This window comes from Escherichia sp. MOD1-EC5189, assembly GCF_002966045.1.
GTDB classification, from domain to species: domain Bacteria; phylum Pseudomonadota; class Gammaproteobacteria; order Enterobacterales; family Enterobacteriaceae; genus Escherichia; species Escherichia coli_F.
The window spans coordinates 157,436-172,776 of sequence record NZ_PTRX01000007.1 but is presented as its reverse complement, the minus strand read 5'-3'; the positions used below and the strand labels follow the sequence as shown (position 1 = coordinate 172,776).

The 15,341-nt window shown below is 52.4% G+C and carries 14 protein-coding genes; 2 read left to right on the top strand and 12 right to left on the bottom strand.

All coding sequences use genetic code 11. The features are described 5' to 3' along the window. Positions 1–76: 76 nt before the first annotated feature. Entirely contained in the window at positions 77–1,810 is a 1,734-nt protein-coding gene (gene argS, locus ATB02_RS08590) for an arginine--tRNA ligase (protein WP_039020715.1), read from the top strand. Between the two features lie 41 nt (positions 1,811–1,851). Here argS and yecV read toward each other — a convergent pair whose 3' ends face one another. Further along, the gene (gene yecV, locus ATB02_RS26635) at positions 1,852–1,896 is read right to left on the bottom strand and encodes a protein YecV (protein WP_211180499.1); all 45 of its coding nucleotides are present in this window, start codon (positions 1,894–1,896) and stop codon (positions 1,852–1,854) included. Positions 1,897–1,986: 90 nt separating this feature from the next. On the opposite strand from yecV, the gene ATB02_RS08585 reads away from it, so the two are divergent. Beyond that, positions 1,987–2,475: a lysozyme inhibitor LprI family protein gene (locus ATB02_RS08585; protein ID WP_001307852.1), complete on the top strand. Its 489-nt coding sequence runs from the start codon at positions 1,987–1,989 to the stop codon at positions 2,473–2,475. Positions 2,476–2,595: 120 nt separating this feature from the next. Here ATB02_RS08585 and flhE read toward each other — a convergent pair whose 3' ends face one another. From flhE to cheA, 11 genes are all read right to left on the bottom strand, one after another. Beyond that, on the bottom strand, positions 2,596–2,988 hold the full coding sequence (gene flhE / locus ATB02_RS08580) for a flagellar protein FlhE (protein ID WP_001202066.1): 393 nt from the start codon (positions 2,986–2,988) through the stop codon (positions 2,596–2,598). Next, positions 2,988–5,066: a flagellar biosynthesis protein FlhA gene (gene flhA / locus ATB02_RS08575; RefSeq protein WP_000066967.1), complete on the bottom strand. Its 2,079-nt coding sequence runs from the start codon at positions 5,064–5,066 to the stop codon at positions 2,988–2,990. Before flhA ends, flhE begins: the two co-directional genes overlap by 1 nt. Then, positions 5,059–6,207, bottom strand: a complete 1,149-nt coding sequence (flhB, locus tag ATB02_RS08570) for a flagellar biosynthesis protein FlhB (protein WP_105271418.1) — start codon at positions 6,205–6,207, stop codon at positions 5,059–5,061. Before flhB ends, flhA begins: the two co-directional genes overlap by 8 nt. Before the next feature lie 200 nt (positions 6,208–6,407). Then, on the bottom strand, positions 6,408–7,052 hold the full coding sequence (cheZ, locus tag ATB02_RS08565) for a protein phosphatase CheZ (RefSeq protein ID WP_000983609.1): 645 nt from the start codon (positions 7,050–7,052) through the stop codon (positions 6,408–6,410). 10 nt (positions 7,053–7,062) lie between these two features. Then, complete coding sequence (gene cheY, locus ATB02_RS08560; RefSeq protein WP_000763867.1) at positions 7,063–7,452, bottom strand: chemotaxis response regulator CheY; 390 nt, start codon at positions 7,450–7,452, stop codon at positions 7,063–7,065. Between the two features lie 14 nt (positions 7,453–7,466). Beyond that, the gene (gene cheB / locus ATB02_RS08555) at positions 7,467–8,516 is read right to left on the bottom strand and encodes a protein-glutamate methylesterase/protein glutamine deamidase (protein ID WP_000036371.1); all 1,050 of its coding nucleotides are present in this window, start codon (positions 8,514–8,516) and stop codon (positions 7,467–7,469) included. A 2-nt stretch (positions 8,517–8,518) separates the two neighbouring features. After that, positions 8,519–9,379 (bottom strand): protein-glutamate O-methyltransferase CheR, encoded by an 861-nt coding sequence (gene cheR, locus ATB02_RS08550; protein WP_000204337.1) that lies wholly within the window; start codon positions 9,377–9,379, stop codon positions 8,519–8,521. 18 nt (positions 9,380–9,397) lie between these two features. Beyond that, entirely contained in the window at positions 9,398–10,999 is a 1,602-nt protein-coding gene (gene tap, locus ATB02_RS08545) for a methyl-accepting chemotaxis protein IV (protein ID WP_000483194.1), read from the bottom strand. A gap of 45 nt (positions 11,000–11,044) precedes the next feature. After that, the gene (gene tar / locus ATB02_RS08540) at positions 11,045–12,706 is read right to left on the bottom strand and encodes a methyl-accepting chemotaxis protein II (RefSeq protein ID WP_105271417.1); all 1,662 of its coding nucleotides are present in this window, start codon (positions 12,704–12,706) and stop codon (positions 11,045–11,047) included. A gap of 144 nt (positions 12,707–12,850) precedes the next feature. Further along, positions 12,851–13,354 (bottom strand): chemotaxis protein CheW, encoded by a 504-nt coding sequence (gene cheW, locus ATB02_RS08535; RefSeq protein WP_105271416.1) that lies wholly within the window; start codon positions 13,352–13,354, stop codon positions 12,851–12,853. Positions 13,355–13,374: 20 nt separating this feature from the next. Next, positions 13,375–15,339 carry a chemotaxis protein CheA gene (cheA, locus tag ATB02_RS08530; RefSeq protein WP_077760049.1) on the bottom strand — a complete coding sequence of 655 codons (1,965 nt, stop codon included), beginning with the start codon at positions 15,337–15,339 and terminating at the stop codon, positions 13,375–13,377. Between the last annotated feature and the right edge of the window lie 2 nt (positions 15,340–15,341).

The window sequence follows — 15,341 nt, the reverse complement described above, 5'->3', positions numbered from 1 at the left end:
TGCAGTATACTCCCGCCCTAATTTCTTTAACTGGTGCGGGCAATTTTTGCTCGCTTCATCAATGTAAGGTATTCCGGTGAATATTCAGGCTCTTCTCTCAGAAAAAGTCCGTCAGGCCATGATTGCGGCAGGCGCGCCTGCGGATTGCGAACCGCAGGTTCGTCAGTCAGCAAAAGTTCAGTTCGGCGACTATCAGGCTAACGGCATGATGGCAGTTGCTAAAAAACTGGGTATGGCACCGCGACAATTAGCAGAGCAGGTGCTGACTCATCTGGATCTTAACGGTATCGCCAGCAAGGTTGAGATCGCCGGACCAGGCTTTATCAACATTTTCCTTGATCCGGCATTCCTGGCTGAACATGTTCAGCAGGCGCTGGCGTCCGATCGTCTCGGTGTTGCTACGCCAGAAAAACAGACCATTGTGGTTGACTACTCTGCGCCAAACGTGGCGAAAGAGATGCACGTCGGTCACCTGCGCTCTACCATTATTGGTGACGCAGCAGTGCGTACTCTGGAGTTCCTCGGTCACAAAGTGATTCGCGCAAACCACGTCGGCGACTGGGGCACTCAGTTCGGTATGCTGATTGCATGGCTGGAAAAGCAGCAGCAGGAAAACGCCGGTGAAATGGAGCTGGCTGACCTTGAAGGTTTCTACCGCGATGCGAAAAAGCATTACGATGAAGATGAAGCGTTCGCTGAGCGTGCACGTAACTACGTGGTAAAACTGCAAAGCGGTGACGAATACTTCCGTGAGATGTGGCGCAAACTGGTCGACATCACCATGACGCAGAACCAGATCACCTACGATCGTCTGAACGTGACGCTGACCCGTGATGACGTGATGGGCGAAAGCCTGTACAACCCGATGCTGCCGGGTATCGTGGCTGATCTCAAAGCCAAAGGTCTGGCTGTAGAAAGCGAAGGCGCAACCGTCGTATTCCTTGATGAGTTCAAAAACAAGGAAGGCGAACCGATGGGCGTGATCATTCAGAAGAAAGATGGCGGCTATCTCTACACCACCACTGATATCGCCTGTGCGAAATATCGTTATGAAACATTGCATGCCGATCGCGTGCTGTATTACATCGACTCCCGCCAGCATCAACACCTGATGCAGGCGTGGGCGATCGTCCGTAAAGCAGGCTATGTGCCGGAATCCGTACCGCTGGAACACCATATGTTCGGCATGATGCTGGGCAAAGACGGCAAACCGTTCAAAACGCGTGCTGGCGGTACGGTGAAACTGGCCGATCTGCTGGATGAAGCCCTGGAACGCGCACGCCGTCTGGTGGCAGAGAAGAACCCGGATATGCCAGCCGATGAGCTGGAAAAACTGGCTAATGCGGTTGGTATTGGTGCGGTTAAATACGCAGATCTCTCCAAAAACCGCACCACGGACTACATCTTCGACTGGGACAACATGCTGGCGTTTGAGGGTAATACCGCGCCATACATGCAGTATGCTTACACGCGTGTATTGTCCGTGTTCCGTAAAGCAGAAATTAACGAAGAGCAACTGGCTGCAGCCCCGGTAATCATCCGTGAAGATCGTGAGGCACAACTGGCAGCTCGCCTGCTGCAGTTTGAAGAAACCCTCACTGTGGTTGCCCGTGAAGGCACGCCGCACGTGATGTGTGCTTACCTGTACGATCTGGCCGGTCTGTTCTCTGGCTTCTACGAGCACTGCCCGATCCTCAGCGCAGAAAACGAAGAAGTGCGTAACAGTCGTCTGAAACTGGCACAACTGACGGCGAAGACGCTGAAGCTGGGCCTGGATACGCTGGGTATTGAGACAGTAGAGCGTATGTAATCGATTTTTCGTGAGAGTGAAGCCTGATCAGGGTTACCTGATCAGGCTTTTTTATTGCCATCTAAATGTATTCTGAAAATGGACATGCCACTGTTTTCTCACTGTTGGATAAGAGGCCAGAAGCGTAATATCCGGCCCCAGGGAAACGATAACGGTTGAATTTAAGGAATACCGCAGTGTTTAAATTTCTTGTATTAACATTAGGCATTATCTCTTGCCAGGCTTACGCAGAAGATACGGTTATAGTCAATGACCATGACATTTCAGCCATCAAAGATTGTTGGCAAAAAAATTCAGATGATGATACTGACATTAACGTGATCAAATCATGCCTGCGACAAGAATACAATCTCGTCGATGCGCAATTAAATAAAGCTTATGGTGAAGCTTATCGTTATATAGAACAAGTACCACGCACAGGTGCCAAAAAACCTGATACCGAACAACTTAACTTGCTTAAAAAATCACAACGAGCCTGGCTGGATTTTAGGGACAAAGAATGTGAATTAATCCTTTCAAATGAAGACGTTCAGGATTTAAGTGACCCTTATTCTGAATCAGAATGGCTCTCATGTATGATCATACAGACCAATACGCGAACTCGCCAGTTGCAGTTATACCGTAACTCTGAAGATTTTTATCCAAGCCCTTTGACAAGAGGATAATTCACATATTTTTGGCATGTTTTGTTGCAAGCTATTCCTGATAAATAATTGCAACAAAACATCGAGCCTTTTTCACTGAGTTATTAAACATGCCGCGAGCGCGTAATTTTTATTTGTCCTTCAGCGATAATTCACAATCACTTCATTACGTTGTACTTTTAGCGGCGGAATTAACCGCCCGCCGCCAGGCACTTCCCAGATAAATCGCAACGGTTCTGCCGCCGGTATACCGGAAAAGGCCACGGTGGTTCCGCTCTGCCCCTCTAATTCGACACAACGAGATTGTGAACACAAGCGAACCCGCAGCCCTACGGGAGTTGGGCCGATAAGCTGATAACGCCACGCAACCAGCGTCATCAATCCTGATGCAGGTTGTCGCGAAGAAAGAGGCGCTGACGACATCGATTCACCACGGTGATTCAACGTAACGCCCACACTGCTCGCCTGCCACATCCCCTCCCCGGCGGCTTGCGCCAGCAGCGGAAACAATAATATTGCTAATAAGGCTCTCATTATTTGCCGCCAATCGTCGCCGTCATACGGATATGTCGGTTATCTGATAGTTCCAGATTCGACAGCACCACTAACTGCGGCAGGCTGCGACGCAGGAAGCGAGACAATAATGGTCGCAGCGCGTGGTTCACCAATAATACTGGCGGCGCACCCAGCATCTCCTGACGGGATAGCGCTTCCTGAGTTTGTGCCAGTAAACGATCCGCCAGCCCAGGCTCCAGTCCGCCCCCACCCTGCAAGGCCTGTAGTAACAAACGTTCCAGCGGTGTATCGAGGCCAATAACATGGACTTCATCTTTGCCAGGAAACCACTGCTGGGTTATAGCCCGTCCTAACGCCACGCGCACGACGGCGGTTAATTCATGTGGATCGCTTTGGATGGGCGCATGTTCCGCCAGCGTTTCGAGAATGGTGCGCATATCGCGAATCGGGACTTTTTCATCGAGCAGATTTTGCAGCACTTTATGCAGTGTGGTGAGCGTGACGACGCCAGGAACGAGATCTTCCGTCAGCTTTGGCATCTCCTGAGCGACACGATCCAGCAGCTGTTGCGCCTCCTGACGACCAAACAGCTCTGCGGCATGCTGGCTTATGAGGTGGTTAAGATGCGTAGCCACCACCGTGCTGGCCTCAACCACGGTATACCCTTGAATCTGCGCCTGTTCTTTTAGCGCACTTTCAATCCAGATAGCATTCAGGCCAAATGCTGGATCGACGGTCGCCTCACCAGGTAACGTCCCGGCAGCGGTACCAGGGTTAATCGCCAACCAACGCCCCGGATAAGCATCACCACTGCCTATCTCCACGCCTTTCATCAAAATGCGATAGCGGGCAGGTTGCAGATCCATATTGTCGCGAATGTGTACTACCGGCGGCAGAAAGCCCATTTCCTGAGCAAATTTCTTGCGAATACTGCGAATACGACCCAGTAGTTCACCATCCTGCTGAAAATCGACCATCGGGATCAGTCGATAACCCACTTCCATTCCCAGAGAATCTTCCAGTTGAACATCGTTCCACGTTGCTTCAACAACGGCATTATTCTCTGCCATTTTTACCGGTTTTGGTTCGGCAGGCGCTTTTTGTTCGCGTCCGCGGATCCACCAGGCCAGCCCCAGCAATCCGGCAGTGAACAGCAAAAATACCAGGTTCGGCATTCCAGGCACCAGGCCGAGTAAACCGAGCACGGCGGCGCTTAACAACATAACGCTCGGGTTACTGAAAAGCTGATTCACCATCTGTTCGCCAACATCCTGATCAGTGCTGACGCGCGTAACGATAACCCCCGCGGCGGTAGAAATCACCAGCGCCGGAATTTGTGCTACCAGACCGTCACCAATGGTCAATAGCGTATAACTTTCCGCCGCATGTCCCATGCTCATGCCATGTTGCAGCACACCGACCAGCAATCCGCCGACAACGTTAATGACCATGATGAGGATCCCGGCGATGGCATCGCCGCGAACAAACTTACTTGCCCCGTCCATTGAGCCGTAAAAATCGGCTTCCTGAGTGACTTCACTGCGGCGTTTTTTCGCCTCATCTTCACCAATCAGTCCGGCGTTAAGGTCGGCATCAATCGCCATCTGCTTTCCTGGCATACCATCGAGAACAAAGCGCGCGCCTACTTCTGCGATACGCCCGGCACCTTTGGTAATAACCATAAAGTTGATGATCACGAGAATGACGAACACCACGATACCGATAGCGAAATTGCCACCAACGAGGAAGTGACCGAACGCTTCGACCACCTTTCCTGCCGCCGCCGCGCCAGTATGCCCTTCCATCAAAATGATACGGGTTGAAGCCACGTTAAGTGCCAGACGTAACAGGGTGGTAAACAACAGAATGGTCGGAAACGCAGCAAACTCGAGCGTGCGCTGGGTAAACATCGCGACCAGCAACACCATGATCGACAAGGCAATATTGAAGGTGAACAGCAGGTCGAGTATGAATGCGGGCAGGGGCAGCACCATCATCGACAAGATCAACAGGATCAAAATCGGTCCGGCAAGGATCTGCCATTGTGTCGATTTCAGGTTTGCGGGCAGGCGCAGCATCGCGGCCAGATTACTCATGGGTCGGTTTCTCGTTAATAAAATCCAGGGCTTCCGGCACCGGAAGATGAGTAGGTTGAACAGGGCGCTGTCCGCCAGCCAGACGCCAGCGTTTCAGTTGCCAGACCCAGGCCAGCACCTCCGCCACCGCGGCGTACAGTTGACCTGGGATTTGTTGGCCGATCTCCGCATGTCGATACAGCGCTCGCGCCAGCGGCGGCGCTTCAAGCGTCGGGACGTTATTTTCAGCGCCAATTTCACGAATGCGCAGTGCGACCAGCCCTGCACCTTTAGCGACCACTTTCGGTGCGCTCATTTTGTTTTCGTCATACTGCAACGCTACCGAATAGTGGGTCGGGTTATTGACAATGACATCCGCTTTCGGCACATCGTTCATCATCCGACGCCGTGCGGCAGCTCGCTGCATCTGACGGATCCGCCCTTTAACATGAGGATCGCCTTCGCTTTGTTTGAACTCATCACGAATATCCTGCCGCGACATTCGCAGCTTTTTCAGGTGGCTGAAGATTTGGAAAAAGACGTCAAATCCCACCATCGGAATAACACCAAGCACCACCAGCAGTGCGCATAGCCCAACCAGATCCATCGCATTACCCATGGCAGTAATCGGAGACTCAGCCATTAAGCGCATCATCTGCGGCCAGTGATGCCAGAGATAAAACCCCGTCACGCTGCCAACCAGGATGGTTTTCAAAATCGCTTTAAGCAACTCCGCGCCAGTCTGTGCCGAGAACATCCGTTTAATTCCCGGTAGTGGGTTGAGTTTGGAAAACTTTGGCTGCAAGGATTTGCTGCTAAATACCAGCCCCCCCAGCATGACCGGAGAAATGAGCGCCACCAGCACCACGCCGCTAATCAGCGGCAGCAGCCCCAACATGGCTTCTCTGATCAGCAGAATAATCTGCCCGAGGATCAGATTCGGGTCATTGATAATATTGTGATCAAAATGCAGCCCAGCGGAGAGCATGCCCGACAATCGACGGGCCAGCGACACACCGCCAAACCAGATAACACAGACGCCCACCAACAAAATCAGCAGTGAGGTCAGTTCACGGGAACGCGGGATCTGCCCCTCCTCCCGCGCTTTTTCAAGTCGGTGGGGTGTGGGGGCTTCTGTTTTGTCGTCGCTCTCGTCAGACACGTCGCCAATCCTGGAAAGAGTATTAAGCGTGAATGATGCCAGAGCGCAAAGCGTTCAATGGTCTGAGTAAGGGGCAAAACAGGCGGGATTTAGGGCTTTTGCTGCACACATCAAGCATGGTGTGCGTTTGTCGGTTGCAGCGTCATCGCGTTATCCGACCGCCTGATATGACGCGGTTACGCCACATCAGGCAATACAAATCAAAATCCAAGACTATCCAACAAATCGTCCACCTGATCCTGACTGGCTACCACACCGGCTTTGCTGGTATCAACCTGAGGTCCATTAAGCAAACTCTGGTTTTCACGTTTTGGACGCGACTCCTGTTCCGGGATGTTTTCCAACAGCACCATCAGCAATTGACGTTCGATCTCCTGAATGACATCCATCATCCGCTTAATGACCTGTCCGGTGAGGTCCTGAAAATCCTGCGCCATCATGATTTCCAGCAGTTGCGCGTTAGTAAAGCTGGTATGCGCAGGGACATCTGCCAGAAATTGCCGCGTATCTGTCACCAGTTCACGGGCATCGGCAAGGTCAATCGGATCGGCAAACCAGTCATCCCAACGTTGGGTTAATGCTTTTGCTGATTTCTCCATTTGATCCTGATGTGGTTGTGACGCTTCAACACTGTTCAGCGCCCGCTCTGCAGCCTGGGCAGTCATCTGCACAACATAGTACAAACGATCGCGGGCATCGGGGATGGCTTCCGCCGCTTCGGCAATTGCCTGATCCAGCCCCAGCTCGCGCAAACTGTCGCGCAACATACGCGTCAGGCTGCCGATGCGCGCAATGATATCGCCAGCTGAATGCTCGTCAGCAGGTTTGATTGATGGTTGCATCATAGTCGCATCCTCACATGCCCAGTTTCTCAAAGATTTTGTTGAGTTTTTCCTCCAGCGTCGCGGCGGTAAATGGCTTCACCACATAGCCACTGGCCCCCGCTTGCGCCGCAGCAATGATGTTCTCTTTCTTGGCTTCTGCAGTCACCATTAACACCGGCAATGCCGACATCGCGCCATCCGCACGAATCGTTTTCAGCAATTCCAGGCCATCCATGTTGGGCATGTTCCAGTCGGAGATAACAAATCCATAACCGCCTGCCTGCAACTTATTGAGGGCGTCGACGCCATCTTCCGCTTCCTCAACATTATTGAATCCCAGCTCTTTCAGTAGGTTACGCACAATGCGTCGCATGGTGGAAAAGTCATCCACAACCAAAAATTTAAGTTCTTTATCCGCCATTTCACACTCCTGATTTAAATACGTATCGCCTGTCCGGCACTGATTTTCGCCAGCATTTGCTGGCTTACCTGGCTAAGATCGACCACTTCGCAAACACCACCCATATTGATGGCCTCGCGCGGCATGCCGAACACCACGCAACTTGCTTCGTTTTGTGCAAGGGTCCATGCCCCCGCCTGCCGCATCGCTAACATTCCCGCCGCGCCGTCGTTGCCCATACCGGTCAGGATCACCCCAACCGCATTACGCCCCGCCTGTTTGGCAACAGAATGGAACAACACATCTACCGAAGGCCGATGACGGTTAACCGCCGGGCCATCGTGGATTTTGATTTGATAATTCGCGCCGCTACGCGCCAGTTCCATATGCCGATCTCCCGGTGCGATATAAGCATGCCCCGGCAGAACGCGTTCTCCGTCTTCGGCTTCTTTAACACCGATTTGGCACAACTTATTAAGTCTGTCGGCAAAAGAGCGGGTGAAACCGGGCGGCATATGCTGGGTAATTAACAGTGCCGGGCTGGAAAGCGGTAACGGTTGCAGGACGTGACGAATTGCCTCAGTTCCCCCCGTTGAAGCACCAATCGCAATCAGTTTTTCAGAACTCAACAACGGCCCCGCTTTCAGCGTTGTCGGTGCCGACAATGGTTTATGTGCCGCAAGGCTCGCCTTTGCTGCCGTGCGTACCTTTTCAGCAATCATTTCGCTATACGCCAGCATTCCTTCGCGAATACCCAACTGCGGTTTGGTGACAAAATCTATCGCCCCCAGCTCCAGCGCGCGCAGCGTAACTTCTGACCCTTTGCCGGTCAGGGAAGAAACCATCACAACGGGCATTGGACGCAAACGCATTAATTTTTCGAGAAAATCCAGTCCGTCCATCCGCGGCATTTCAACATCCAGCGTCAATACATCGGGATTGAATTTCTTAATCAAATCACGCGCAACCAGCGGATCAGGGGCGGTCGCCACCATTTCCATGTCGCTATGGCTGTTGATGATTTCTGTCATGATCTGGCGCATTAGTGCCGAATCATCGACAGATAACACCCTGATTTTGCTCATCGTTAATCCTTACTTAGCGCATACACCGTCTGACCACGCAGCGTGAAGCGGCGCTCAAGGTGGCTAAAGTTTTCAGAGTGACCCGCAAACAGCAATCCGTCGGGTTTAAGGAGCGGAACAAAGCGGCGCAAAATCTCCTGCTGGGTAGTTTGATCGAAGTAGATCATGACGTTACGACAGAAGATCGCATCAAACGGCCCCGGCACGGTGTATTGTTTCGCCAGTAAATTCAGCGGGGCAAAATCAACATAGTTCGCCAGCTCCTGACGCACGCGTACCAGCCCTTCATGCGGTCCCGTCCCTCGCATGAAGTACCGCTGCAGTTGCTGCGGCGTCAGATTTTTCAGCTCTTCATGGCGATAAATACCGCTTCTGGCTTTTTCCAGCACCTCGGTGTCGATATCGCTGGCAAACACTTTCCAGCGTCCAGGCGCGGTGCCCAATGTGTCAGCCAGCGTCATCGCAATGCTGTACGGCTCTTCGCCGGTCGAAGCCGCCGCGCTCCATACGCGATACTCGCCAGAACGACGCCGGGCGTGATCCGCGAGCAGAGGAAAATGATGCGCCTCACGGAAAAAAGCCGTCAGATTCGTGGTCAGCGAATTGATAAACGCCTGCCACTCACCGCTGTGCTGATTAGATTCCAGCAAGTTCAAGTAATGGCCGAAATCCGTCAGTCCCAGCGAACGCAAACGACGAACCAGTCGGTTGTAAACCATGTCGCGTTTATGGTCAGCCAGAACGATCCCGGCTCGTTGATAGATCAATTGACTTATCCGCCGAAAATGCGCGTCGGAAAGCGCCAGGCGCTCGGTCATCTGTAACAATAAAGACGTTTGCCCACAGGGCAGAGATGAAGTCATAGCGCCTTCTCAATCACTTCAGGATACCACTGGCGCAATCTGTAACTGCGCCGACTCATGTCTTGCTACTTCATGTTCTTCAAGGGTAAATGCCGCCACGCGCGACGAAAGATTGTCAGCCTGGTTCGCCAGTTGTTCCGTTGCCGCCGCCGCTTCTTCTACCAGGGAGGCGTTCTGCTGTGTCACCTGATCCATCTGGCTAACAGCCTGTGCAACTTGTTCAATCCCACGCCGTTGTTCTTCCGACGCCGAGGCAATTTCTCCCATAATGTCGTTCACGCGGGTTACTGAACTGACAATATCGGTCATGGTCGCGGCGGCGTTATTCACCAGTTTCGAACCCTGCTGGACACGATTGACAGACTCTTCGATCAGTCCTTTGATCTCTTTTGCCGCCTGGGCGCTACGGCTGGCAAGATTGCGCACTTCACCTGCCACTACCGCAAAACCACGCCCCTGCTCTCCGGCGCGAGCCGCTTCCACTGCCGCATTCAGGGCCAGAATATTGGTCTGGAAAGCAATGCCGTCGATAACGCTGATAATGTCGCCAATTTTTTGCGAGCTGGTGGCGATTTCCTGCATGGTGTGAGTCATGGTACTGACCTGGACACCCCCCGCCTGCGCCGTTGTGGCGGCTTTTTTTGCCAGTTCCGACGCCTGTCGCGCGTTATCGGCGTTTTGCCCTACCGTGGCGGTTAATTGCTCCATACTGGCGGCCGTTTGTGACAACGATGCCGCCTGCTGTTCGGTACGACTTGAGAGATCGTTATTGCCTGCGACAATCTCCGCGATACCAATGTGCATCTCCTGGCTTCCCTTACGCACATCACTCACCGTCCCACGTAAAGCCTGCTGCATGGTCTTCAGGCTGGCAAAAATGGCGGTGATCTCATTGCGACCATATACCGCAATCGGACGCGCCAGATTACCCGCAGCAATGCTGTCAAAATGGCTACCGATGATGGCCAGTGGTTGAACAATCATCTTGCGCGTCCACCACAGCGCACTGCTGATGTAGAGCGCTGCAACAATAATCATGCTGATAAACACCAGCGCCGAAATCTGATAGTTACGCTGGCTTTGCGCACTGGCGGCTTCCAGCACATGGTTGATCTCCTGCTGCCAGGCCTCAAAGTTAACGTCAAACGCATTCTGTGATTCCTGCACCGGCGCAGTGAGGAAATCCGAAAGTTGATTACTTTCAAGCCAGGTCGCCTGATGTTCGAGATCGTTGTGCCAACGGGCAAAACTTTTCTCCGTCTCTTTTTGCAACGCCCTCACGTGCTCGTTGCCCGCAGTCATCGCCATAAAACTTTTAAATAACGTAGAGGATTGCGTCAGACTGGCGCGCGCCGTCGTCATCAACGTTTTAATGTCATCTGCCGGATAGCTAAGCGCCGTCAGAGTGCCCGCTTTGTTCAGCGCGGTACTGGCCTGTAACATTACCGCCCGAGTTTGCGCTAATGCCGCACGTTGCTGATTGCTCTGCTCGACCTGATTCAATCGTTGCAAATCATCGCGAAATGCCCAAAAAGACATGCCGTTACTGCCAATCTGCAAGATCCCGCAGAGAATCAAAATTAAAAACAGCGTGGTCGAAATTCGAATACGATTAAACATCAACGCTCCCCATCAGGCGGCAATGACCGCGTTAGTCAATGCTCGTTAAAATGTTTCCCAGTTTGGATCTTGTTCAGCAATTCGCAGTCGTGGCTGTGCCGGTGGTTGCTCACTGGCAGGACGAGATGATGTTTGCGTTTTATTGGTGAGTGGGCTGGCTGCCAGATGGAACGCAGAAACCGCTTGTGTTAAACGACTGGCCTGTTCTTCCAGCGCAGCGGCGGCAGCAGCTGATTCCTGCACCAGCGATGCGTTCTGTTGCGTGACGCGATCCATTTCCGAAACCGCCAATGCGACTTGATCGATGCCGCGGCTCTGTTCATCTGATGCCGATGCAATTTCGCCCATAATGTCAGTCACGCGAGTGACAGCATTGACGATATTGTTCATTGTTTCCCCGGCGCTTTCGACCAGCACCGAACCGGTATCAACGCGCGAGACGGAGTCTTCAATGAGGGCTTTGATCTCTTTTGCCGCCTGGGCGCTGCGACTGGCAAGATTACGCACTTCGCCCGCCACCACGGCAAAACCACGGCCTTGTTCACCCGCTCGCGCGGCTTCAACCGCGGCATTCAGCGCGAGGATATTAGTCTGGAAGGCAATACCGTCGATAACGCTGATAATGTCGGCAATTTTCTTCGAACTATCGGCGATCTCATGCATCGTCTTCACTACACCATCCACCACTTTGCCACCGTGCTGGGCGGTGTCGGAGGCACTTTGCGCCAGTTGCGAGGCCTGGCGGGCGTTATCGGCATTTTGCTTCACCGTCGCGGTGAGTTGCTCCATGCTGGCAGCAGTTTCTTCCAGTGCGGATGCTTGCTGTTCAGTACGGGAAGAAAGATCGGTATTGCCCGCCGCAATTTCACGGGTGCCAGCATAGATGGCATCAGAGCCTTCGCGCACATGAGTGACGGTGTCAGTCAAAGAGCGTTGCATATGTGAGACGCTCTGCGCCAGATCGCCCATTTCACTGCGCCCATCAATGGTCAGGGTATTCGCCAGGTTACCACCGGCGATTTCGCGAATATGAGCAATAATTTTTGCCAGGGGTGTAAGCAACATACGGCGAATGCCGTACCACGCCACCAGCAGAATCATTACCACCACCAGCGCGATAACCGCCAGTTGCCACTGGGCAAATCGATAATCATCTGCGTTGTCAGTGACGATATCGCGATACATTTTTTCACTGCTGAGGGCGTACTGAGCAAACGCTTCGCCCATTGCATTTTGCATTCCCTGGGTTGGCTGAGCGAAATAAGCTCCAGTATTGCCATAATCAAGATAATCAATCAGTTCAGTTAATGCTGTGTGATAGTTTTTATATTTTTCATCAATATTACGACTGGTAGCGACCATTTCAGGTAACGGCGCCATGCTTTTGAATTTTTTATAATGTGTCGCGGCCTGGGTCAAAGTTTTCCTGGCGCTATCGAGCAATTCAACTTTGGCGTTACTTTGTTGATTGGAGGAATCCATCATCATCCGCACCGCTGATCGACTCAGGTTAATGCGCGTTTGCAGCATTAAATCCCAGGTTGACGTCAGCTCGCCCTGCTGTTCCCGTAATTGATTGGAAACCACAAAGCTCTTCTGGCTATGGTGAAGGGAGGAAAAAAACAGACTGCCGGAAATAAGTTGTAACAGTGCGAATACCCCCAGCACCATTACCAACAGCGTGACTACGCGGATACGGTTAATCATAAGGCACCTTCCTGAAAACAAGTTGATCTCGTTATCGGCAAGAAGGAGGGAAACTTTATTAATGATGCCATCCACCGCAAAGTTGACATAAAAAACCCGATGCGCAGATCATCGGGTTCATTTCAATTGAGGAAATCGGGATAATTACGCCACTTCTGACGCCGCGCTATCTAACAGCGCCATCTCTTCACTGTTCAGCAGTTTTTCGATGTTCACCAGAATCAACATGCGGTCGCCCAGTGCGCCGAGTCCAGTGAGATATTCTGTTGAAAGCGTCACGGCAAATTCCGGTGCCGGACGAATTTGCTCCGCCGTCAATGAAAGCACATCTGAGACGCCGTCAACCACGATGCCGACCACCCGCTGTCCGAGATTCAGGACGATAACTACCGTGTTGTCGTTATAGTCCACATCCACCTGGCTGAACTTAATTCGTAAGTCCACAATCGGCACAATAACACCGCGCAGATTCGTGACGCCTTTGATAAACGTTGGCGTGTTCGCAATCCGTGTTACCTGATCATAGCCACGGATCTCCTGCACTTTCAGAATATCAATACCGTACTCTTCATCACCAAGGGTAAATACCAGAAATTCCTGGCCTGACGGCTCGCTGGCCAGCTTTGTTACATTCGTCATACCGGTCATATTGTTACCTTTTTACTCATTCAGGCGGCGGTGTTCGCCATACGTTGTTCGCGGTTTATCGCCTGCAAGGCGGAGACATCAACAATCAGTGCCACGCTGCCGTCGCCAAGAATGGTCGCAGCAGAAATGCCGGGGACTTTGCGATAGTTACTTTCAAGGTTTTTAACCACAACCTGGTGTTGACCAATTAATTGATCCACCAGCAAGGCGTAGCGGCGACCGCCACTTTGTAAGATCACCACAATTCCCTGGGTGGCTTCGGTTTTCGCGCCCGCGACGTTGAATACTTTCCACAGTTCGACGATGGGCAGATATTCACCCCGCACTTCCAGCACCCGCTCGCCGCCGGCCAGTGGATGCAGATCGGCTTCACGGGGTTGCAGTGATTCCATGACCGCATTCAGCGGCAGAATGAAAACTTCATCCGCAACGCGTACGGACATGCCGTCGAGGATGGCCAGCGTCAGCGGCAGTAAAATGCGGATCGTAGTGCCAGTACCCTGCTTCGACTGGATTTCGACATGACCGCCCATCTCCTGGATATTACGTTTAACGACGTCCATGCCGACGCCGCGCCCGGAGACGTCGGTGACCTGCTCCGCCGTGGAGAAGCCAGGTGCAAATATCAGCATCGCGACTTCGTCGTCGCTCATGTTTTCGCTGACAGTCAAACCTTGCGAGGCCGCTTTTGCCAGAATTCGCTCACGGTTTAGCCCCGCCCCATCGTCGGTCACTTCAATGCAAATGTTGCCGCCCTGATGTTCGGCAGACAGAATTAAATTTCCGACGCTGTTTTTACCTGCGGCGAGCCGTTTTTCTGGCAGTTCAATACCGTGATCGAGGCTATTGCGTACCAGGTGGGTCAGCGGGTCGATAATGCGTTCTATCAGGCTCTTGTCGAGTTCAGTGGAACTGCCCACCAGCGTCAGTTCTACCTGCTTGCCGAGTTTTCCCGCCAGATCTCGCACCAGGCGGGGATAGCGACTAAAGACATACTCCATCGGCATCATGCGAATCGACATCACTGATTCCTGCAAATCACGAGCGTTACGTTGTAACTGCCCCATGCTGGTAATCAAATCACCATGATTAACCGGGTCCAGTTCGCTGGAACGCTGGGCAAGCATGGACTGGGTGATGACCAGCTCGCCGACGAGGTTAATCAGTTGATCAACCTTTTCTACCGCCACACGAATGCTGGTGGATTCACTGCTGCGTGTCGTTTTTTCCCGCTCCACGCGTCCAGTTGGGGCTTGTTCGGTTGCCAGTTTAAGCACTGGTGGGGGAGATGTTTTTGGCGAAACTTCTACTGTTTCAAAGGTAATCTGATCGGCCTCGATCACAAAACAGAGTACCGCTGTGATGTCATCTTCGGCAATGTCGCCCGGTAATATTGCCGAGAGAGAATCCGCCCCCTTTACCACGTCAGTTAGGGTTGTCAGATGTCCCAGCTCTTCTTCCAGCAGGTCGACTTCCCCGGCCTTCAGGCGAGAAAGGATAATTCGACGCGGTGACTGACAGCGACTCTGCTCATCTTGCGGTTCACTTTTGGCAACCACACTTAATCGGGTCACTGCGGATGGCATTTCGCCTTTCGCTTCTAATGCCAGTTGACGCAAGGCCTGGCAGATATAATCGAAGCTGGCGGCATCCGGCTCTTGCGACTGTTTATAAGCGTCGAGCTGTTCTTGCATGATGTCCTTCGTTTCCAAAAACAGATTAATAATGTCGGTGTTGAGTTGCATCTCACCTCGTCTGGCTTCGTCGAGCAGGTTTTCCATCAGATGCGTGGTTTCCTGCAAAACGCTGAAGCCAAAGGTTCCTGCCCCTCCTTTGATCGAGTGGGCAGCCCGAAAGATGGCATTCAATTGTTCGGCATCTGGCGCTTCCGGCTGCAAAACCAGCAGATGCTGCTCCATGTCAGCCAACAGTTCGTCCGCTTCATCAAAAAATGTCTGATAAAAATCGCTTATATCCATGCTCACGC